The sequence below is a fragment of the Vogesella aquatica genome (assembly GCF_028548455.1).
Lineage (GTDB): Bacteria > Pseudomonadota > Gammaproteobacteria > Burkholderiales > Chromobacteriaceae > Vogesella > Vogesella aquatica.
The window spans coordinates 40,668-61,928 of record NZ_JAQQLF010000009.1; the positions used below are offsets into that span (position 1 = coordinate 40,668).

General features: G+C 60.9%; 15 protein-coding genes and 2 riboswitches. Of the genes, 4 read left to right on the forward strand and 11 right to left on the reverse strand.

Annotation, left to right across the window (positions count from 1 at the left end; all coding sequences use genetic code 11):
- Nucleotides 1-89 precede the first annotated feature (89 nt).
- Nucleotides 90-1,373 carry an O-acetylhomoserine aminocarboxypropyltransferase/cysteine synthase family protein gene (locus tag PQU95_RS08365; protein WP_272751578.1) on the reverse strand — a complete coding sequence of 428 codons (1,284 nt, stop codon included), beginning with the start codon at nt 1,371-1,373 and terminating at the stop codon, nt 90-92.
- A 189-nt stretch (nt 1,374-1,562) separates the two neighbouring features.
- Here PQU95_RS08365 and PQU95_RS08370 point away from each other — a divergent pair, with 189 nt between their 5' ends.
- Nucleotides 1,563-4,178: a putative bifunctional diguanylate cyclase/phosphodiesterase gene (locus tag PQU95_RS08370; RefSeq protein WP_272751579.1), complete on the forward strand. Its 2,616-nt coding sequence runs from the start codon at nt 1,563-1,565 to the stop codon at nt 4,176-4,178.
- 121 nt (nt 4,179-4,299) lie between these two features.
- On the opposite strand, the gene PQU95_RS08375 is transcribed toward PQU95_RS08370, so the two are convergent.
- Nucleotides 4,300-5,601, reverse strand: coding sequence for a hemolysin family protein (locus tag PQU95_RS08375; RefSeq protein WP_272751580.1), 1,302 nt, complete (start codon nt 5,599-5,601; stop codon nt 4,300-4,302).
- Nucleotides 5,602-5,782: 181 nt separating this feature from the next.
- On the opposite strand from PQU95_RS08375, the gene PQU95_RS08380 reads away from it, so the two are divergent.
- Entirely contained in the window at nt 5,783-7,408 is a 1,626-nt protein-coding gene (locus tag PQU95_RS08380) for a methyl-accepting chemotaxis protein (RefSeq protein ID WP_272751581.1), read from the forward strand.
- A gap of 93 nt (nt 7,409-7,501) precedes the next feature.
- On the opposite strand, the gene gcvP is transcribed toward PQU95_RS08380, so the two are convergent.
- From gcvP to gcvT, 3 genes are all read right to left on the reverse strand, one after another.
- Nucleotides 7,502-10,357 (reverse strand): aminomethyl-transferring glycine dehydrogenase, encoded by a 2,856-nt coding sequence (gene gcvP / locus PQU95_RS08385; RefSeq protein WP_272751582.1) that lies wholly within the window; start codon nt 10,355-10,357, stop codon nt 7,502-7,504.
- Nucleotides 10,358-10,601: 244 nt separating this feature from the next.
- Nucleotides 10,602-10,988, reverse strand: coding sequence for a glycine cleavage system protein GcvH (gene gcvH / locus PQU95_RS08390; protein WP_017507055.1), 387 nt, complete (start codon nt 10,986-10,988; stop codon nt 10,602-10,604).
- Nucleotides 10,989-11,064: 76 nt separating this feature from the next.
- On the reverse strand, nt 11,065-12,150 hold the full coding sequence (gcvT, locus tag PQU95_RS08395) for a glycine cleavage system aminomethyltransferase GcvT (RefSeq protein ID WP_272751583.1): 1,086 nt from the start codon (nt 12,148-12,150) through the stop codon (nt 11,065-11,067).
- Between the two features lie 37 nt (nt 12,151-12,187).
- A riboswitch (glycine riboswitch) is annotated at nt 12,188-12,284 on the reverse strand.
- Between the two features lie 6 nt (nt 12,285-12,290).
- Nucleotides 12,291-12,391: riboswitch (glycine riboswitch) on the reverse strand.
- 213 nt (nt 12,392-12,604) lie between these two features.
- On the opposite strand from gcvT, the gene PQU95_RS08400 reads away from it, so the two are divergent.
- Complete coding sequence (locus tag PQU95_RS08400; protein ID WP_272751584.1) at nt 12,605-12,997, forward strand: hypothetical protein; 393 nt, start codon at nt 12,605-12,607, stop codon at nt 12,995-12,997.
- 92 nt (nt 12,998-13,089) lie between these two features.
- On the opposite strand, the gene PQU95_RS08405 is transcribed toward PQU95_RS08400, so the two are convergent.
- Nucleotides 13,090-14,412: an amino acid permease gene (locus PQU95_RS08405; protein WP_272751585.1), complete on the reverse strand. Its 1,323-nt coding sequence runs from the start codon at nt 14,410-14,412 to the stop codon at nt 13,090-13,092.
- A gap of 240 nt (nt 14,413-14,652) precedes the next feature.
- Complete coding sequence (gluQRS, locus tag PQU95_RS08410; RefSeq protein ID WP_272751586.1) at nt 14,653-15,555, reverse strand: tRNA glutamyl-Q(34) synthetase GluQRS; 903 nt, start codon at nt 15,553-15,555, stop codon at nt 14,653-14,655.
- Nucleotides 15,556-15,611: 56 nt separating this feature from the next.
- Here gluQRS and fdxA point away from each other — a divergent pair, with 56 nt between their 5' ends.
- Nucleotides 15,612-15,935, forward strand: coding sequence for a ferredoxin FdxA (gene fdxA, locus PQU95_RS08415; protein WP_272751587.1), 324 nt, complete (start codon nt 15,612-15,614; stop codon nt 15,933-15,935).
- A 56-nt stretch (nt 15,936-15,991) separates the two neighbouring features.
- Here fdxA and cheD read toward each other — a convergent pair whose 3' ends face one another.
- From cheD to PQU95_RS18525, 4 genes are read right to left on the reverse strand one after another with little or no spacing between them, the layout of a single operon-like run.
- Entirely contained in the window at nt 15,992-16,594 is a 603-nt protein-coding gene (cheD, locus tag PQU95_RS08420) for a chemoreceptor glutamine deamidase CheD (RefSeq protein ID WP_272751588.1), read from the reverse strand.
- On the reverse strand, nt 16,591-17,673 hold the full coding sequence (locus PQU95_RS08425) for a protein-glutamate methylesterase/protein-glutamine glutaminase (protein ID WP_272751589.1): 1,083 nt from the start codon (nt 17,671-17,673) through the stop codon (nt 16,591-16,593). Before PQU95_RS08425 ends, cheD begins: the two co-directional genes overlap by 4 nt.
- Complete coding sequence (locus PQU95_RS08430; RefSeq protein ID WP_272751590.1) at nt 17,670-18,539, reverse strand: CheR family methyltransferase; 870 nt, start codon at nt 18,537-18,539, stop codon at nt 17,670-17,672. Before PQU95_RS08430 ends, PQU95_RS08425 begins: the two co-directional genes overlap by 4 nt.
- Nucleotides 18,524-21,259 (reverse strand): methyl-accepting chemotaxis protein, encoded by a 2,736-nt coding sequence (locus PQU95_RS18525; RefSeq protein WP_373321387.1) that lies wholly within the window; start codon nt 21,257-21,259, stop codon nt 18,524-18,526. Before PQU95_RS18525 ends, PQU95_RS08430 begins: the two co-directional genes overlap by 16 nt.
- Nucleotides 21,260-21,261: the final 2 nt, after the last annotated feature.

Genomic DNA, 21,261 nt, shown 5'->3' on the forward strand with positions numbered 1-21,261 from the left:
CAGTGTAGCGCAAGGCCAAAGCACTGCGGCCAACCCTGCTCAGGTTGGCCGCAACGGTACCACCAGGGTGGGCCGGTACGGCCCGCTGCTTATGCCGGGCGCGCGGCCGCGTCCAGCGCCTGCACCACGTCTGCCAGAATATCGTCCACGTGCTCGATGCCGATGGACAGGCGGATCAGCTCCGGCTTCACGCCGGCCTTCAGCTGTTCTTGCGGCGACAGCTGACGGTGGGTGGTAGATGCCGGGTGGCAGGCCAGGCTCTTGGCGTCGCCAATATTCACCAGACGGGTCACCAGCTGCAGCGCATCGATAAAGCGGCCGCCCGCTTCAACCCCGCCCTTGATACCGAAAGACAGGATGCCGGACGCGCGGCCGCCCATGTACTTGTCCACCAGCGGCCGGCTGGGGTGGCCTTCCAGCGCGGCGTACTCGACCCATTCCACCGCCGGGTGCTGCTGCAGGTACTGTGCCACTTTCAGCGTGTTGTCGCAGATGCGGTCCAGGCGCAGTGCCAGTGTTTCGATACCCAGCAGGATCTGGTGCGCGTTGAACGGCGAGATGGCGGCGCCCATATTGCGCAGCGGCACCACGCGGGCACGGGCGATGTAAGCCGCCGCGCCCAGTACTTCTACATAATTCACGCCGTGGTAGCTGACGTCCGGCGTGTTCAGGCGCACAAAGCGCTCTTTGTGCTCGCCCCACGGGAACTTGCCGCTATCGACGATGATGCCGCCGATGCTGGTGCCGTGGCCACCCAGGTATTTGGTAAGGCTGTGTACCACGATGTCGGCGCCGTGCTCGAACGGGCGGCATAGATAAGGCGACGGTACGGTGTTGTCCACGATCAGCGGCAGGCCGTGCTTGTGCGCCTCGTCGGCAAAGGCGCCGAAATCCACCACATTGCCCAGCGGGTTGCCGATGGACTCGCAGAATACCGCCTTGGTGTTGGCGTCCACGTTGGCCGCAATGTCCTGCGGACGCGCCGGGTCGATAAAGCGCACGGTAATGCCCAGCTGCGGGAAGGTGTGGGCAAACAGGTTGTAGGTGCCGCCGTACAGCGTGCTGGTGGCGATGATGTTGTCACCGGCCTCGGCGATGGTCTGGATGGCGTAGCTGATGGCCGCCATGCCCGACGCCACCGCCAGCGCACCAATACCGCCTTCCAGCGCGGCGACGCGCTTTTCCAGCACGTCGGTGGTGGGGTTCATGATGCGGGTGTAGATATTGCCCTGCACTTTGAGGTCGAACAGGTCGGCACCGTGCTGGGTACTGTCGAAAGCGTAGCTGGTGGTCTGGTACAGCGGTACCGCTACGGCTTTGGTGGTCGGGTCGGGGCTATAGCCGCCGTGTACTGCGAGTGTTTCCAGTTTCATCTTTGTAGATCCCTAGGGCTTGTTATCGCCGGCCGCATCATGGCAGGCCGCAGGCCATACCTTAACGTCATGCTGCCACAAGATAAAGCAGGATTTATGCAAAGCATTGCAGGCCGGCAGGGCTAGCTGCAGTCAAGCCAAGTTGCCCACCAGCAGCTATGCTTTCATAAAACAAGATCAGGGTTCCCCATGCCGCAACAACGCTTTCCACTGGCACGCACCGTCAGCCACCAAATGTTCTGGCTACAGTCATTACTGGTTGTACTGCTGCTCAGTGCCATGGCCTTCCTGCATTATTACAACGACGGCCAGGCCACACTGCTGGCCGAGGAAAGCCGCCGCCACGCACGCGAACAGCAGCAACTGGGCGATACCGTGTCGCGCCTGGGCGACCTGCACAACCGGCTGATCCTGCTGGTAGAGGAGCAAGAGGCCGAACAGCTAAACCCCGCAGATATCGTGCGCCGCAAGCTCAGCCTGCAACAGGCACTGAACCAGCTCACCCAGGATACCCTGGCGCTGGGCGAGCAAACGCGGCAAAGCCCGGCGCTGGCCGGCCTGGTGCGCGACATACAGGCCGACCTGTTGCGCTACCACGCCCAGGCTGGCAGCCTGCTGCAACTGCTACCCAGCGAAACCGAGGCGGCAGAAGACCAGGCGCTGGTGATCAGCCGCCGTGTCACCGGGGATATAGAAAAGCTGCGCAAGCTGGCACGCAAACAGCGGGATATGTCCATCCGCCATTTCGAAACCAGCTTGCAGGCCACACTGCACACCGGCCACCAGTTGCAAAACATCCTGTTGGGCCTATTACTCGCTGCGCTGGCACTGATTGGCTGGCGTATGCACCGCATTGGCCGCAACCTGCAGCACACCGAAGCCTTGCTGATGGCGCTGGGCCATGGCGATACCAGCATGGAGCCACCGCTAGGCGACGCCTTGTTCCAGCCGGTATTTAATGCCCTGCGCCGTTTCCGCGAGCTGCTGCTCAACCAGCAAGCACTGCTGGCCAGCAGTGAAGCCCAGCAGCAAAAGCTGGAATGCATGGTAGACGAGCGCACTGCCCACTTGCAGCAGGCCAACCGCCAGCTGGAAGACGAAATCAGCCAGCGCCAGCAAGCAGAAAAACGGCGCCGGCTGTACGAAATGGTGTTCGAACACACCGAAGACGCCGTCATCATCACCACCCCCGATACCCACATCGTTGCGGCCAACCCTGCCTACCAGCTGATGACCGGCATGACACTGGACGAACTGTGCGGCAAACGCCCGCCCATTGCCCGCTCCGGCCACCACGACCGCCAGTTCTACCAGCAACTGTGGCAGGAGCTGGCCATTGCCGGCCGCTGGCAAGGTGAAATCGTTAACCGCCATACCGACGGCAGCCTGGTACATGCCCTGCTCGCCATCAATGCGGCCACCGAACCTGACGGCACAGTGACGCACTACGTGGGCATCCTGTCCGATATCACCCAGCTCAAGCTGGCCGAAAACCAGCTACGCCGCCTGGCCTACTACGACCCGCTCACGGCCTTGCCCAACCGCGTGCTGCTGAAAGACCGCCTGGCGCACGAGATAGACATTGCCCGCGAAGAAAAGCGCAGCTTTGCCACCATGCTGCTGGACCTGGACCGCTTCAAGTACGTGAACGACACACTGGGGCATAAAGCCGGCGACGAACTGCTGATGGACGTGGCCGAGCGCCTGCGCGGCACGGTAAGGCTGGAAGACACGGTAGCCCGGCTATCGGGTGACGAGTTCTGCATCATCTTGCGCGACTGTAGCCCTTCCCAGGTCGCCCGCACCGCCGAAGCCATCGTCACCGTACTGAACCTGCCCTTCCGCCTGGAGGCACGCGACGCCGAGGTAGGCGCCAGCATCGGTATTGCCATGTTCCCTGGCGACGGCGAAAGCAGTGAAAACCTGATGAAAAATGCCGACGCCGCCATGTACCAGGCCAAAGCGCTGGGGCGCAACCGCTATTGTTTCTTCGAGCCCGCGATCGAGGCACGCTTGCGCGATGAAATGGAGCTCTTCACCCAGCTGCGCCACGCCATAGAAGAGCAGCAGTTTGTACTGCATTACCAGCCCATCATCCCGCTGGCAGAAGGGCTGGGCAGCTACGGCGAGGCACTGCTGCGCTGGCCGGGCGGCGGCAGCCAGGCTTCGCCTGGCGTGTTTATCCCCTTTGCCGAACAGCATGGCCTGATAGAGGGCATAGGCGATTTCGTGCTGGAAGCTGCCAGCCACTTTGTGGCCACCAGCATAGAACAAGGCTTGCCGCAAAGCATCAGCATCAACCTGTCTGCCCGCCAGCTAGCCTTGAGCGACCTGCCAGAGCGCCTGAGCCAGGCCGTGTCAAAGCATGGCATACCGGCGTCTGCCATCGAGCTGGAGCTGACCGAATCATCGCTGATCCAGAACCTGCAAGCCATTTCGGTAACGCTCACCCGGCTACGCCAGGCAGGGTTCCGCATCGCCATCGATGACTTTGGCGCGGGCTACTCCTCGCTGAACTACCTGGTGGAGCTGCCGGTAGACAAGGTAAAAATCGACCAGCGCTTTATCTGGAGCCTGTTCAACAGCCCGCGCAACCAGGCGGTAGTCAAAGCCATCCTGTCGCTGGCACACACCATCGGCATCCAGACGGTGGCCGAAGGCGTGGAAACCGCCGAGCAGCTGGCCTTCCTGCAAGCGCATGGCTGCCACTACGTGCAGGGCTACTACCTGGCCCGGCCCATGAGCCAGCAAGACTTCCTGACCTTCCAGCAGCTAGGCACGGCCAATATGACACCTGCGGGCTAAGCCGCGGCCAAACTGCCCGCAGCGCTAGCATCTGGCGAAAAACAAAACCCCTGCCAGCTTGGCAGGGGTTTTGTCTATCGGGCAGCTATTGCACGACAACGGCGGGGGCACTGGTCTGGCGCTAGTCGGCGGCAGGTGCGGCCGGCGGCGCGATCACCAGCACCTTGTCTACCCGGGTACGGTCCATGTCCATCACCTCGAAGCTGAAGCCGTTCCACACCACCTTGTCGGCGGCGCTGGGTACGCGGCCCAGCATGAACATGACAAAGCCGCCCAGGGTCTGGAAGTTGCCGGACTCTTCGCCCTCGATGCTGTCCAGCTCGAAGTGTTCCTTGAAGTCTTCCAGCGACATCATGCCGTCTACCAGCCAGCTGCCGTCTTCGCGCTGCACGATTTCCTCGTCGCCGTCGCCGGCTTCGGTGGGCAGGTCGCCCACAATGGCTTCCATCACGTCGTTGATGGTGACCAGGCCTTCTATTTCCCCGTATTCGTCTACCACCAGCGCGGTATGGTTACGCGTGCGCTTGAACTGCTCCAACAGCTGCATCGGGCTGATGGCCTCCGGCACGTACAGCGGCGGGCGTACCGACTCGGCCAGCTTCACCGATTTGTCGTCCAGCAGGCGGTGCAGCAGGTCTTTGGCCTGCACCATGCCCAGTACGTTTTCGAAACCGCCCTTGACCACCGGGTAGCGGGTAAACACGCTGCCACGAATGATCTTGAGGTTTTCTTCCAGCGGGTCTTCCACGTCCAGCGCAATGATGTCCTTGCGCGGCGTCATGATGGAGACCACTTTTCTCTCGTCCAGGCTGAAGATGTTTTCTACCAGCTCCTGCTCGGCGCGGTCGAAGATGCCTTCGTCGGCACCCTGCTCCATCAGTACCTTGATTTCTTCTTCGGTAATGGACGGGTCTTTGTTCTTTTTGACGCCCAGTACGCGCAGTACCGCTTCGGTAGACAGGCTCAGCAGGCGCACTACAGGTGAGGTCACACGTGCCAGCAGCAGCATGGGGCGCGCCAGGATGGAGGCCAGCACCTCGGGGTTCTGCATGCCCACGCGCTTGGGCACCAGCTCGCCGATGATCAGCGAGAAATAGGTAATCAGCATCACCGTGACAGTCAGCGCGATGGGGCGGGCAAACTCGGCCAGTAGCGGGTAGGTTTCCAGATACGCTTGCAGACGGTCGGCAATAGCGGCTTCACCGAATGCACCGGACAGAATGCCGATGAGGGTAATGCCGATCTGGATGGTGGACAGGAAGCGGGTGGGTTCTTCTGCCAGCTTGAGCGCGGCAGCGGCGCCACGGTTGCCTTCGTCTGCCCACTGCTGCAGGCGAACCTTGCGCGAGGAGACGATGGCGATTTCGGTCATGGCAAAAATGCCATTGAGGAGAAAGAGTACAACTAATATAAGCACGTCCATTGGACAGGGTAAACACCATATAAAGAAGACCGCACCATTCTACATGCTGGCAGTTTTTTCGCCACTCCTGCCCCGCCTTACCCACGCCACAAAAATGATGACACAATCATTGGCAAGGCAATTTTCAAACACTATAAATAAAAACGCTGAGTCAATACCGCATCATTTTCAAGGAAACACCATGAAGCACATCTCCTTGCGCACCCACCTCATCCTGATGGTGAGTATCGCCATACTTTTTTGTGTGGCGCTGGGTACCAGTGGCCTGCTGGGGTCTCGCAGTATTGCCGGAGAGGTGGACGACTTGCTGAATACCCAGAAAATGATTCGCCAGCAAACCGAAGCCGACATGATGCACGATGCGGTGCGCTCCGATGTGCTGTCGGCGCTGTACCGCGACAAACTGGGTGAAAAAGACAAGCTCAAGGGCATCGCGGCCGACCTGGCCGAGCACGCCAAACACTTTCGCGAGCTGATGGCCGACAATAGCCAGCGTGCCAGCGACAATGCGTCACTCAAGGCGTTGTACGGCGAAGTCGTCCCGCAGGTAGAACGCTATCTGCAATCGGCCAGCATCATCATCAGCAGCCTGGAAAGCCAGCCGGACAAGGCGCTGGTCACCCTGCCCGCCTTCGAGCAGGACTTTGACGCGCTGGAAGGTGGCATGGAAAAAGTCACCGATGCCATCGAACAGTCTTCCACCAGAGCCCAACAGACAGTAGACGCAGGTATCAGCAAGCAATCCATCATGAGCGGCATGCTGGCACTAGCGGCTGCGGTGTTGCTGATCGCCTACGCAGCCGTCCTGAGCCGCCTGCTGCTGCGCCCGCTACAGGCGCTCACCAGTACCGCCAACCAGGTCATCAAAACCGGCAACCTGAGCCTGCGCGTAGACGACAATGCCGGGCTGGAGCTAGCCGTGTCGATACAAGCCTTCAACCGCATGCTACAGTCCCAGCAAAAGCTGGTGACGCAGCTGCAAGACGTTGCCGGCTCGCTGGAAAGCACCAGCAGCAGCATAGGCGGCCTTACCGCCCGCGTGCGTAGCGATGCCGAAGCGCAAAGCAGCTCGGCCGAGCATATCAGCAGCGCCATCAGCCAGATGAGCCATAGCGTGGCCAACGTCAGCCAGGGTACGCGCAGCGCGCTGGAATGCAGCCAGGCGGCGGGCGAGCAGGCACGCAGCAGCAGCCAGACAGTGACCCAGTCGGCCAATGCCATCCTGGCGGCAACCCAATCGGTGCAACACGTGTCCAGTGTGATCCACTCGCTGGAAAGCAGCGCCATGCAGATCGGGCGCGTAGTGGAAGCCATTACCGGCATTGCCGAGCAAACCAATATGCTGGCGCTGAATGCGGCCATTGAAGCCGCGCGTGCCGGCGAAACCGGCCGCGGCTTTGCCGTGGTGGCCGACGAGGTACGCAACCTGGCGGTGCGCACCAGCACGGCCACCCAGGAAATCCAGACCATGGTATCCAGCATCCAGACCTCGGCGCAGCAGGCGGTACACGCCATGGAAGAAGGCATTCGCCAGGTAGCGCAAAGCTCGGAAGAGGCACAAAAGGCCGGCAACGCCATCGAGCTGATCGAAGACCGCACCCGCGAGAGCGTCCACACCATGGGGCAGATCCACCAGGAGCTGCAAGAGCAAGCCAGCGCCAGCCAGGATATTGCCGGCAACGCCGACCAGGTATCCGATATGGCGCGCCGTACGCTGAACAGCGCGCTGGAAGTAGAAGCCGAAACCCGCCGCCTGCAGCAGCTGGCGCAAAACCTCAATGCGACACTGGCCAGCTTTAGCGGCTAGCCTTTCCTGACACCAGCAAAAAACCCCGCCGGCTTGCACCGGCGGGGTTTTGCTTTGCCTGCGGCCAACCTGGGTTGGCGGCATGGGCAGGGCTTACTCGTAGTTGTCGATGGACGGGCAGCTGCACACCAGGTTGCGGTCGCCGTATACGTCGTCAATACGGTTTACGCTAGGCCAGAACTTGTTGTCCAGCACGTACGGCAGCGGGAAGAAAGCCTGCTCGCGGCTGTACGGGCGGGTCCACTCGCCGGCGATGTCGGCCTTGCTGTGCGGCGCATTGCACAGCGGGTTGTTGTCCTTCGGCCATACGCCGTTCTGCACCGCGTCGATTTCCTGACGGATGGACACCATGGCGGCGATGAAGCGGTCCAGCTCGGCCTTGGACTCGGACTCGGTCGGCTCGATCATCAGCGTGCCCGCTACCGGGAAGCTCATGGTCGGGGCGTGGAAGCCGTAGTCCATCAGGCGCTTGGCCACGTCTACTTCGGTCACGCCGGAAGCGGCTTTCAGCGGGCGCAGGTCGATGATGCACTCGTGCGCCACACGGCCGTTCTTGCCGGTGTACAGCACCGGGTAGTAGGCAGCCAGCTTGTCTTTCAGGTAGTTGGCGTTCAGCAGCGCGATCTCGGTAGAACGCTTGGCACCCTCTGCGCCCATCATGCGGATGTACATGTACGAGATCGGCAGGATGGACGCCGAGCCGAACGGCGCGGCAGATACCGCGCTCTGGCCAGCAACCGCGCCCGGCACTTCTGCTACCACGTGGTTGGCCATGAACGGCGCCAGATGCGCTTTCATGCCGATGGGGCCCATGCCCGGGCCGCCGCCGCCGTGCGGGATGCAGAAGGTCTTGTGCAGGTTCATGTGCAGCACGTCGGCGCCGATGTCGGCCGGACGGGTCAGACCCACCTGCGCGTTCATATTGGCACCGTCCATATACACCTGGCCACCGTTGGCGTGGATCAGTTCGCAGATTTCCTTGATGGATTCTTCGAACACGCCGTGGGTGGACGGGTAGGTAATCATCAGCGCGCCCAGGTTGGCCGCATGCTGTTCGGCCTTGGCCTGCATGTCGGCCATGTCCACGTTGCCGTTGTCGTCGGTTTTCACTACGACAACCTGCATGCCCAGCATCTGCGCGGTAGCCGGGTTGGTACCGTGCGCCGATTGCGGGATCAGGCAGATGGTGCGGTGCGCATCGCCACGGCTGGCGTGGTAACGGCGGATGGCCAGCAGGCCGGCGTATTCGCCCTGCGCGCCGGAGTTCGGCTGCATGGAGATAGCGTCAAAGCCGGTGATGGCCAGCAGCTGCTGCTGCAGGCCGTCGATCATTTCCAGGTAGCCGGCGGCCTGCTCGCGCGGGGCGAACGGGTGCATATTGGCAAATTCTGGCCAGGTCACCGGAATCATTTCGCTGGTGGCGTTCAGCTTCATGGTGCAGCTGCCCAGGCTGATCATGCTGTGGTTCATGGCCAGGTCGCGGTTTTCCAGCTTCTTCAGGTAGCGCAGCATCTCGTGCTCGCTGTGGTGCTCGTTGAACACCGGGTGGCTGAGGATGGCGGATTCGCGCTTCAGGCTGGCCGGAATGGCGTCGGCAGCGGCAGCGTCCAGCGCGGCGATGTCGGCAGCCTTGCCGGTGAAGATTTCAATCAGCTGGGCCAGGTCGGCTTCGGTAGCGGCTTCGTGGAAGGCCACACCCAGCACGCCATTGCCGGCGTCACGCACGTTGATACCGGCAGCCAGCGCGGCAGCGTAAACGTTGGCCGCATTGGCGCCCAGCTCCACCTGCACGGTGTCGTAGAACTGCTCGAACTTCAGCTTGCCGCCAGCCGCTTTCACCGCGTGGGCGAAAATGGCCGCCAGGCGATGGATGCGCTGGGCAATGCGCTTCACGCCCACCGGGCCGTGGTACACGGCGTACATGCCGGCCATATTGGCCAGCAGCACCTGGCTGGTGCAGATATTGGAGTTGGCTTTTTCGCGGCGGATGTGCTGCTCGCGGGTTTGCAGCGCCATGCGCAGCGCGGTCTTGCCTTTGGCATCGATGGACACGCCAATGATGCGGCCAGGGGCCGAGCGCTTCATGTCGTCGCGGAAGGCAAAGTAGGCAGCGTGCGGGCCGCCAAAGCCCATCGGCACGCCAAAGCGCTGGGTGTTACCCAGCGCCACGTCGGCGCCCATCTCGGCTGGGGATTTCAGTGCTACCAGCGCCATCACGTCGGCGGCCACGATGGCCACACCGCCTTTGGCTTTGACGGCAGCAATGTACGGGGTCAGGTCCAGCACGTCGCCGGCTTCGCCCGGGTACTGGAACAGCGCGCCGAAGTAGTCGCCATTACCGGCTTCTTCCGGGTGGCCCGACACCAGCTCGAAACCGAAGTATTCGGCGCGGGTTTTCAGCACGTCCAGGGTTTGCGGCAGCACGCGGCTGTCAACAAAGAAGCGGTCGCCTTTTACCTTGGAAGCACGACGCGCCAGTGCCATGCCTTCGGCGGCGGCGGTGGCTTCGTCCAGCAGCGAGGCGTTGGCGATGTCCAGGCCGGTGAGGTCGATCACCATTTGCTGGAAGTTCAGCAGCGCTTCCAGGCGGCCCTGGGCGATTTCAGCCTGGTACGGGGTGTAGGCGGTGTACCAGCCCGGGTTTTCCAGCACGTTGCGCAGGATCACGCCGGGGGTAATCACCGGGTAGTAACCCATACCGATAAACGATTTGTTGATGACGTTCTTGCTGGCCACGGCTTTCAGGTCGGCCAGGGCGTCTACTTCGCGCTGTGCTGCCGGCAGATCCAGCGCACGATTGAAGCGGATACCGGCGGGCACGGTTTGCGCCACCAGGTCTTCCAGCGAGCTGGCACCGATTTCGGCCAGCATCTGCTGCTGTTCGGTATCGCACGGGCCGATGTGGCGGGCGATGAATTCTTGATGATTGAAGAGTTGCGAGAGAGACATGTCTGCGATTCCGTCTAATCGATTAGCCACGAAAACACACGAAAAAACACGAAAGAATACCCGGTTGGGCAACAGCTCAAACCTGTTGCGGTGTCACCCAAAGCTGGGCGTACTGCGCCAAAGGTGTAGCAGCCTGGTCGTGGCACTCGCCTCAAGCGCCGCCAGCCATTTCTGTGTCCTTGCGTGTGTTTCCGTGGCTAATAAAAAAAATGCCCCGCCATCTTGCGATGGCAGGGCTGTCTTATCAGGCGCCGATTTCGGCTGCGTAGGCAGCGGCGTCCAGCAGACCGTCCAGATCAGCGGCGTTGGCCGGCTTGATCTTGAAGAACCAGCCTGCGGCGTACGGCTCGCTATTGGCCAGCTCAGGGTTGGCTTCCAGCTCGGCATTCACTTCCAGGATTTCGCCTGCGATCGGGGCGTATACGTCGGAAGCGGCTTTTACCGATTCCACCACGCCGGCTTGCTCTTCGGCAGCCAGGTTGGCGCCTACAGCAGGCAGCTCGACAAATACGATGTCACCCAGCAGCTCTTGCGCGTGCTCGGTAATGCCTACGGTTACGGAGCCGTCGGCTTCCAGGCGCAGCCATTCGTGGCTGGATACGTATTTCAGTTCGGCAGGAATGTTGCTCATCGTTTCTCTCCAGAAAAATGTGTCGTGATGGTGTGACGGGGGCAGGCGCTCGCTCGCCCCGTCGTTATACACCAGCTTAATCAAAAACTTTCTTGCCGTTACGCACGAACGGCATTTTCACCACACGCACGTCGGTCAGCGTGCCGCGCAGGTCTACCTGGGCGGTAGCACCGGTAGCAGCCGGGACACGGGCGATGGCGATGGAATGCTTGAGGGTGGGCGAGAAGGTGCCGCTGGTGATGATGCCTTCACCGATGCCGTCTACCACCACTTTCTGGCCTTCGCGCAGTACGCCACGGCCTTCCAGCACCAGGCCGACTTGCTTCATGGCCACACCGGCTGCCTTCTGGGCTTCCAGCGCGCCGCGGCCGATAAAGTCGCGGCCTTCGGTCATGGCGATGGTCCAGCCCATGCCGGCTTCCAGCGGGGAGACGGTCTCGTCCATGTCGTGGCCGTACAGGTTCATGCCGGCTTCCAGGCGCAGCGTGTCGCGGGCGCCCAGGCCGATCGGGGCTACGCCGGCGTCTTTCAGCTCGTTGAAGAAGGTGATGGCTTCGGTAGCGGGGATCATGATTTCCAGGCCGTCTTCACCGGTGTAACCGGTGCGGGCAAAGAACCACTCGCCGGACGGCAGACCCTGGAACACTTTCAACGCGCGGATAGCATCGGCCAGCGCTGGCTTGACGCTGCACACCTTGTCGATGGCGGTAGGGCCTTGCACAGCCAGCATGGCCAGGTCACGGCGCACTTGCAGCTTCACATCGAAACCGGCGGCTTGCTTGTCCATCCAGGCCAGGTCTTTTTCGGTGGTGCCGGCGTTTACCACCATGCGATAACCAAAAGCGGTGAGGTATACGATCAGATCGTCTACCACACCGCCTTGTTCGTTCAGCATGCCGGAATACAGCGCCTTGCCCTCGAAACCCAGCTTGGCCACGTCATTGGCAATCAGCTTTTGCAGCCAGGCCTTGGCGTCGCTACCGGTGATATCCACCACGGTCATGTGGGATACATCAAACATGCCGGCGTCGCTACGCACGATTTCGTGCTCTTTCAGCTGCGAGCCATAATGGATAGGCATTTCCCAGCCAGCGAAATCAACCATTTTCGCGCCGGAAGCCACGTGGGCATCAAATAGGGGGGTACGTTGCGGGGCTGTCATGGCAGGTCCTTGTACGAGCGTGAGTTTCCTCTGTTTCTCACACCCCTCTGTCCCTGCACCTGAGATTTTCCGGCATTGCGCCGTTAGCCCCTTCGGTGGGCGCATCCTGTGCGCCGCTCTCCAGATTCTGCGGGGAAACCCCGATTCTTGCAGTCCTTTTGCCTGAGCGATTGCGGGTGCACTTGCGCCTTCGGCGGCGGTTCTGCCCGGTGGGCAAACCGCTCTCTCCTGCGGAATGCGCGCATTATCGTTGCCACGGCGTGGCTTGGCAAGCTGGATTTGGCAGCACTGTGGCGACAGTTCACCGGGTTTTGAACAGATGAACAGGCATAGCCAATGCGCTATGCTATATAGCTATCAAATGTCTTGCGACAACGGGCTTTGGCCGGCAAAACATTACCACCATGCTTACCATGCCGACACATACCGGACAATTCAAGCGCACAAGATAGCCATGGCACAACACCAAGCCACCACATTTTACCCTTCTGCCATCACGCTGCCAGCCCGCCAGGGTTTGACGGCACAGGCCATACCGGAGAGCGCCATGCCGTCACTATCGATGGACGAGATTCTTGCCAATCTGGAAAGCTATAGCGAACATGCCGCGCGGCTGGCTGGCCCCGGCCGGCCATACGCCACTTTGCTACAAGATACACTGCAGCAAGTTACCGCACACTTGGCACCGCTGGAAAAATCACTGGTGCTACGGGCCGCGGTGCAGACTTTTGGCCGCGCGGCAGAAAGTGCTCCCCTGCTAGAAACTGCAATGCCTGGCGCAAACGCTAGCGGGGCGCACAGTCTGCTACACGGCGAAAACCACCTGATCCCATTCAAGCTGGACTGACCAGCGCCAAGGTTGGCCGCAAAAAAACCAGGCCAGGCGTACCGAGTACGCCTGGCCTGCTGTCATGTTGGCCGCAAGCTACCCTGCCCTGCTTAGCCTTTCACCAGGCGCTCGCGCAGCTGCCACAGATAAATAGGCAGGCCGGCCAGCAGCAGCAGCACACCCCACATCACCACCTCGGCACCGGAGCCGTAGATGGTCCACATGGCAAAGATGAAGCCGCCAAACGAGAACGCCAGCGGTGCGTACCAGTCGCGGCGGCTGAACTGCCGATGGCGCTTCAGCATCACGGCCAGCAGCGCCATGGCGCAGAAGGCGTACGGCAGCAGCGTAGTGGCGGTAGCCAGCAGGATGACAAACTCGAAGATTTGCACGCCGCTATCGCCGCCAGCGTACTTGCTGGCCAGCAGGATGGTCACCAGCACGGTGGACAGCAGCAAGCCCACGATAGGCACACCGGCTTTGTTTTCACGCACGAAGAAGCGCGGGAACAAATGGTCGCGTGCGGCCGCGGCCGGAATATGGCCCTGCATCAGGCACCAGCCGTTCAGCGCGCCAAAACAGGACACTACCGCGCCCAGACCTACCGCGTAATACGCCCAGCTGCCCCACAGGTGGCGTGCTGCATCGGCAAACGGTGCGCTGGATGCGGCCAACTGGCTGGCCGGCATCAGCCCCTGCAGCGCGATGGTGCTAAGGATGTACAGGCCGGCGGCAATCAGCGTGCCCAGCACGGTAGCGCGCGGGATAGTGCGCTCCGGCTGATCCACGTCACCCGCCGGCACCGAGGCCGACTCCAGCCCCAGAAACGCCCACAGTGTCAGCGCCATGGTGGCAGGGATCGCCTCGCCCAGCGGCTTGTGTTGCGGGTTGAACTGCACAAAGTCGGGGTTCAGGTACATCAGGCCGGCAATGGTGACGCCGCCCAGCGGCAGCAGCTTGATCAGCGTGGTGACAATCGCCACGCGGCCGGAGCTTTGCGGGCCGCGGCTATTGATCCAGGTCACCAGCCAGATCAGGCCGATGGCGGTGGCACCGGCGGCCAGGTTGCTCTGGTTCAGCACCGGGAAGAACACCCCCAGGTAGCTGACACCGGCCACGGTCAGCGCAGCGTTACCGGCCCATAGCGCGATCCAGTAGCCCCAGGCAATCAGGAAACCGGCAAAGTCGCCAAAACCTTCGTGAATATAGGCGTAAGGGCCACCGGCTTTATGCGGCAGCAGGGTAGCCAGCTTGGCAAACACCAGCGCCAGGCAGATGGCGCCCAGCGAGGTAATGGTCCAGCCGATCAACGACGAACCACCGTATTGCGCCAGCGACGCCGGCAGCAGAAACACGCCGGAGCCGATCATATTGCCCACCACCAGGGCGGTACACATCCAGAAGCCGAGCTTGCCCGGCGCAGCCTTAGTCATGGCGGCCTCCCTGGCAAACGGAGTAAACAGCTGAAATCACAATGCGCGGCCAGGCCGCACGGGGAATGAGGTATTGCATGGAAAGTCCTGATTGTTCTTGGGTTTTGCTGGTGTCCACAGGCCCACCCCTGTCTCGGGGCGTGGCCATGCCGTACAGGGCGGGTTGCACGGCGTCACAAAACAAACAGGGCCCCGATGAGGAGGCCCTGCTGCTGTGCACAAAATTATAGCGTTTTTTGGCTATGCCAGGACGATAGGCCCGGCAGGCACCTGCGTAAGCTGCCAGTTTTGTCGCGCCCACTGCCATATCTCGTCGCGTGTCTGTACGTACGCCGGCACCGGGTGCCCCAGCCTGGCCAGCGCATCGCGCAGCGGCTGTACAACGTTGGCCGCATCAATCGCCGGTGCCAGCGTCTGCTTGGAGAGTTTCTCTCCCGCCGCATTCACCATCACCGGCAGGTGGCAATGCGTCACGACTGCGCCACCCAGACACTGGCGCAACCACAGCTGGCGCGGCGTGGACACCAGCAAGTCGGCACCGCGCACGATATCGGTCATGCCCTGCGCGATATCGTCCACCACCACCGCCAGCTGGTAAGCCCAGAAGCCATCGGCCCGCAGCAGCACCACGTCGCCGATATCGCGCTGCAGCTGCTGGGCGTAATGCCCCTGTAGCCGGTCATCAAACGCCAGCTCGGCGTCGGGCACACGCAACCGCCACGCCCGCGCCTGCCGCCCCGCGGCCACGCCGTGGCGGCAAGTGCCGGGGTAGACCGTGCCATCCACGCCACGCAGGCCCGATTCGGCAATTTCCTTGCGCGTGCAGGCACAGCCATAGGCGTAGCCGGCGTCGATCAACTGATCCAGTGCTGCACGGTACAAGTCATGACGGTCGTGCTGCCAGGCCAGCTCACCCTGCCATTCAAAGCCGAATGCTTCCAGCGTATGCAAAATCGCGCTCGCGGCGCCGGGCATTTCGCGTGGCGGGTCCAGGTCTTCCATGCGCAACCACCATTGGCCACCATGACGATGCGCCTCCAGATAGCTGCCCACTGCCGTGGTGAGCGAGCCGGCATGCAACAGGCCAGTAGGGCTGGGGGCAAAACGGCCACGGTATGGCGTGTTAACAAACGAGGCTGACATAGCAGGAAAAGACAACAACAATGAGTAGATGAACAAGCAAGCGCGGGAGCCGCAGCATGACGCACGTTGTAACCGAAGCCTGTATCAAATGCAAATACACCGATTGCGTGACGGTGTGCCCGGTGGACTGCTTTCACGAAGGGCCCAACTTTCTGGCCATCGACCCGGACGAATGCATCGACTGCACGCTATGCATTGCCGAGTGCCCCATCGATGCCATCACCACCGACAGCGACCTGCCCGCAGACCAGGCGCACATGCTGGCGCTGAATGCCGAGCTGGCGGCGCAGTGGCCGGTGATCAGCAGCCAGAAAGCCCCGCTGCCGGAGCACGAACTCTGGGCCACGCAAAGCGGCAAACTGCCGCTACTGGAACGCTAGGCGCAAAAAAGCTTGGCCGCGGCCAAGCTTTTGTTCTGCATACCGGAGCGGCAGCGCTAAATGAACAGGTCGATATCGCCACCTTGCTTCTGCTCGGTATCGCGGTCGATGCGGCGGCGGTAGCTTTCCTCCTCCTGCACCAGGGTCTGTTGCGGGTTGATCTTCTTCACCATCACCTTGCCGGTATCGGTAAAAAAATAGATCTTGCGCGCAATATCCAGCCCCAGGTCTTCCGCCACAATGGGAATGTTTTCCTGCGCCAGGAAGGCGCGCACAAAACCGGCATTACGCTGGCCCACATTCACCGTGGTCATGCCGGCAATCACGTTACCGCCGCCAAATACCTTGGCTTCCAGCGTGCTGCGGTTGGCACCCAGCTTGAGCATGTCGTTGATCAGCAGCTCCATGGCATGGGTACCAAACCGTGCGGGCATCAGGCGGTCGCTATTGCTGCTGCCCTGATCTGGCAGCATGAAGTGGTTCATGCCGGCAATGCCGGTCTTGCGATCGCGCAGGCAGGCCGACACACAGGAGCCCAGCACGGTAACCAGCAGCAGGCCATCTGCGGAGGCTTCGTACTCCCCAGGCAGCAGCTTGGCCGCTGCACGGTTAAAGCTTTTATCAAAATATCGGTGATGTGCCGTACCGGCGATGCTCATCCGGCCTCCCGCGTCGACTTGCCCGCCAGGTAGGCCAGCACGCGCTCGGCAACTTTGTCCAGAGGTGCCACCTCGTGTACGGCACCGATGTCGTAAGCGGCCCGTGGCATGCCATACACCACACAGGAAGCCTGATCCTGCCCGATATTGAATGCCCCGGCTTCGCGCATGCGCAGCATGCCTGCCGCACCATCACGCCCCATGCCGGTAAGAATCACCCCGACGGCACGCTTGCCCAGCAGGTTGGCCGCAGAGTCAAACAGCACATCGACAGCAGGCCGGTGGCGATTCACCGGCTCGCTCTGGCTCAGCTCGGTAACAAAACCGCTTGCCACCTTGCGCAGGCTAAGGTGGGAATGACCAGGCGCAATATAGACATGCCCGGGCAAGACTGGCTGCCCGTCGGTGGCTTCACAGACCGACATGGCACAGCACTGATCCAGCCTGCGCGCAAACGACAAGGTGAAGTTTTCCGGCATATGTTGCACCACCAGTACTGGTGGCGTATCAGCCGGCAACGCAGACAGGAACTCGCGCAATGCCTCGGTACCACCGGTAGAGGCCCCCACCACAATAATGGCATCGCGCCGCAAAATGGCAGACGCTGCTGGCGCTCGTACTGGAACAGCGGTGTTGTCACGCTGGATAAAACGCACCGGTAGCCGCACGCGCGCGCCTGCGGCCATGCGGATTTTTTCGCAGATCTTCTCGGCATAGTCCAGCATGCCACGGCTGATATCCAGCTGCGGTTTGGCGATACAGTCAACCGCGCCCAGCTCCAGTGCGCGCAGCGCGGTTTCCGAGCCGTTTGCCGTCAGGGAGGAAATCATGAGCACCGGGGTTGGCCGCAAGCTCATCAGACGGCGCAGGAACTCCAGGCCATCCATTTTAGGCATTTCAACATCAAGGGTAATCACGTCCGGGTTGGTTTCACGGATGCGTTCACGCGCAGCCACCGGGTCGGGCGCAAAAGCCACCACTTCCATATCGTCTTGTTCATTGATGATCTTGCCTAGCAGCTCGCGTATCAGCGCCGAATCATCAACTACGACCACGCGTATCTTGCGCTCCGGATTCATGGTGTTTTTCCACTCGCCAGGCGGTAGGCTGTCTTGCCGCAGGGCGAAAAGGTATCGGTAATATGCTGGATATTCTCGGAATGCCCCAGCAATAACAGGCCATGCGGCTTCAGGTACTGGGCAAAGTGCTCCAGGATTCCAGCTTGCGTAGGCTTATCGAAATAGATCAGCACATTGCGGCAGAAGATCACGTCAAACATGCCTAGCTGTGGCCAGCTGCGGTCCACCAGATTGATCTGGCGAAACTCCATATTGCGCATCAGGCCCGACTTGATCTTGACCATGCCTTCGTTCTGGCCACGCCCGCGCAGAAAGTACTGTTTGAGCTGCTGGTCACTAAGCTTGGCTATCCTATCGAGAGCGTACACCCCACCCGCGGCCTTCTTCAAGACATTGGTATCGATATCCGACGCCAAGATATGATAATTGCCCGACCTTACAGCCGGGTCCAGCGTCATGGCGATTGAATAGGGCTCTTCACCGGTCGATGAGGCTGAGCTCCACACGCGGTAGGCTTCACCGCGGTCGGCGTGCTGCAGGGCGTGCTGATGCAGAATGTCGAAGTGGTGCTGCTCGCGGAAAAACGAGGTCAGGTTGGTGGTAAGCGCATTGATGAAGTGCTCCCACTCGTGTGCCCCGTCCTCTGAACGCAACAACGCCAGATAGTCGGCAAAGTTGGCCACACCAAGCCGGCGCACGTGTTTGGCCAGCCTGGCGTACGCCATATGATTCTTTACCGCACTCAGGGCAATACCGGTTTTGTCGTAAAGCAGCTCGCGGATGATGCGGAAATCTTCATCGGAGAAATGAAGATCCCGCGCAAAGATGCTTTCCTTATCGCTAGCGGTGCTCAGAACTCCTCCCACTCGCCTTCATCCGTGGCGGCCGGTCGTACTGCCTGGTGGTTCATGGCGGGCAAGGCTTTACGCACAGGTGCGGCGGCTTGCGGTACCAGCACGCTGGCTTGCGGCTTTTTACGCTGACTGGCTACGCTACCGAACTGGTCCAGCTTGAAGATAGCCACCGCATCACGCAGATTGGATGCCTGCTCTTCCAGCGATTCGGCAGCGGCAGCGGCCTCTTCAACCAGTGCGGCATTCTTCTGCGTGTTTTCGTCCATCTGGCTCACGGCCAAGTTGACTTGCTCGATACCCGAGCTCTGCTCGATGGAAGCGGCCGAGATTTCGCTCATGATATCGGTGACACGGCGGATGGAGGATACGATCTCTTCCATGGTGCGGCCGGCTTCGTCCACCAGACGGGTGCCCGACTCCACTTTTTCTACCGAGTCGCCAATCAGGCCCTTGATTTCCTTGGCGGCAGCGGCCGAGCGCTGCGCCAGGTTGCGCACCTCGCTGGCGACCACGGCAAAGCCCCGGCCCTGCTCGCCGGCGCGGGCGGCTTCGACCGCCGCGTTCAGCGCCAGAATATTGGTCTGGAAGGCAATGCCGTCGATCACGCTGATGATGTCAACGATTTTGGTGGCACTTTCGTTGATCTCGTTCATGGTGGACACCACTTTGCCCACCACCACACCGCCACGAGAGGCAATATCGGATGCGCCCACCGCCAGGCTGTTGGCCTTGCGCGAGTTTTCCGCGTTCTGCTTCACCGTGCTGGTGATTTCTTCCATGCTGGAGGCGGTTTCTTCCAGGCTGGCAGCTTGCTGCTCGGTACGGCTGGACAGGTTGATGTTACCGGCCGAGATTTCCTGCGCAGCGGTATTGATGGCGTCGGTGGATTCCTTGATGTTGCCGACAATCTCTTTCAGGCGCGCCACGGTCTGGTTGGTATCGTTGCGCAGCTGGCCAAACATGCCTTCGTATTCGGCATCGATGGTGCGGGTCAGGTCGCCGGCAGCCAGGCCGGACAGTACCTGGGCAATATCGCCCAGGCCACGGCTGGACACGTCCAGCAGCTGGTTAACCTGGCCAGACAAGGCAGCAAAGAAACCGGTTTTGCCATCCATCGGGATGCGCTGGCTGAAGTCACCGTTGGCAGCAGCGCCCACCACTTCGGACACTTCTTTTTCCACACGCACCTCTTCGGTACGGTCGGCCCACTCTACGACCGAGCCGATGCGCTCGCCGGTATCGCTGAATACCGGGTTTGCCGTCAGGCGGAAGGTACGACCACCCACACTGATCTGGCTGGCATGCGTGGTTTTCAGTGCTTCCAGCAAGCCGCGCTGGTGTGCCGGGTTGCGGTGGAATACATCCATATTGGCGCCCTGCAGCTTGCGGGCGTCAAAGTTTGGCAGTACACGCTTGATGTCGTGCTCGGCCACTTGCAGCATGTCTTGCACGCTGCGGTTCAGGTAGATGATGTTGCGGTCGTTGTCGGCAATCATCACGTTGGACGACACATTGTCCAGCGCTTTGCGGATACGGGTGTTTTCTTCCAGCAGGCGCAGGTCGGCTTCGCGTTTTTGCTGTTCCTGTGCTTCGCGCTTGAGCTGCTCGGTAATATCCTGCCATTCCACTACGGTACCCAGGGCGGCGCCTTGTTTGTTCATGATAGGAGTGACAAACAACACAAAGGTACGCACCCCTACCTGGATGGTGGCTTTATGCGGCGAGCGCATGCTGGCCAGCATGCTGCGCTGGTGCTCCGGGCGCTTGTGGAAGCCATCGATATTGCTGCCTACCAGGTCGCGGGCGCTAAAGCCCGGCAGCTCTTTCTTGATGTCGGCTTCGGCGTTCTGCAGCATGTCGCCCACAGCGCGGTTAGCGTAAACCACGATGTTCTCGGCATTGGCAATCATCACATTGGTGGCCGCGGCGTCCAGCGCATTGCGGATGCGGATGTTTTCGATGGCTTTGTCGGCCGCCTGCTTGATGTAGTAAAACAGGCTGCTGGTATCTTTTTCGGCAACCTGCAGCGTGCTGCTTACCTCGCCGGTAGCCAGCTCTTGCATCAGCTTGGCAGCATCGGACGGCTCGCCACCAATCACGCGGAACAACGAGCGGCCAATCAGGTAAGCGGCCAACAGGCCGATAATCAGCGATGCAACCAAGAAGCCTTCGGTGATCTGTAATGAGGTGTTGGCATCTTGCTGCAAGCTGACGCCGTGCTCCTTCGCCATGCCTTCTTCGTACGTCACCAGCGTATCAATAGCATTCAGGTAAACTTTCTGGCTATCACGCAGATGTGAAAACAGGAAAGCCTTGGCCTCTGGCAGCTGGCCGGCATTGAACAACACGGCAAACTGGCGCAAGGCAGCACGGTATTCCTGGTCGGCCTTCACCAGTGTGGCCTGCATGGCCACCGACTCTTCCTCCGGCGGGTGCTGTTTCAATATTTCCAGAGAGGCATCGATGTTCTTGAGTTGCTCATCCAGCTCTTTGACTTGCGAGCCCGCTACCTGCGGGTCATCCGCCAGCAAGGCGGTACGCACCCCGCGCGCCGTGGCATTGACGTTATCCACAATCTTGTTTACCGCACTGGCACGCGGCATGTGGTTCTCGGTAATTTCCACACCACTGTCGATAATGGTCTGCAGCCGGAGTACCGCCAGGATAGACGATGCGGCGATCAGGGCCAGCAGCACGCCGAAACCGATAACCAGTAACTGTTTGACTTTCATGC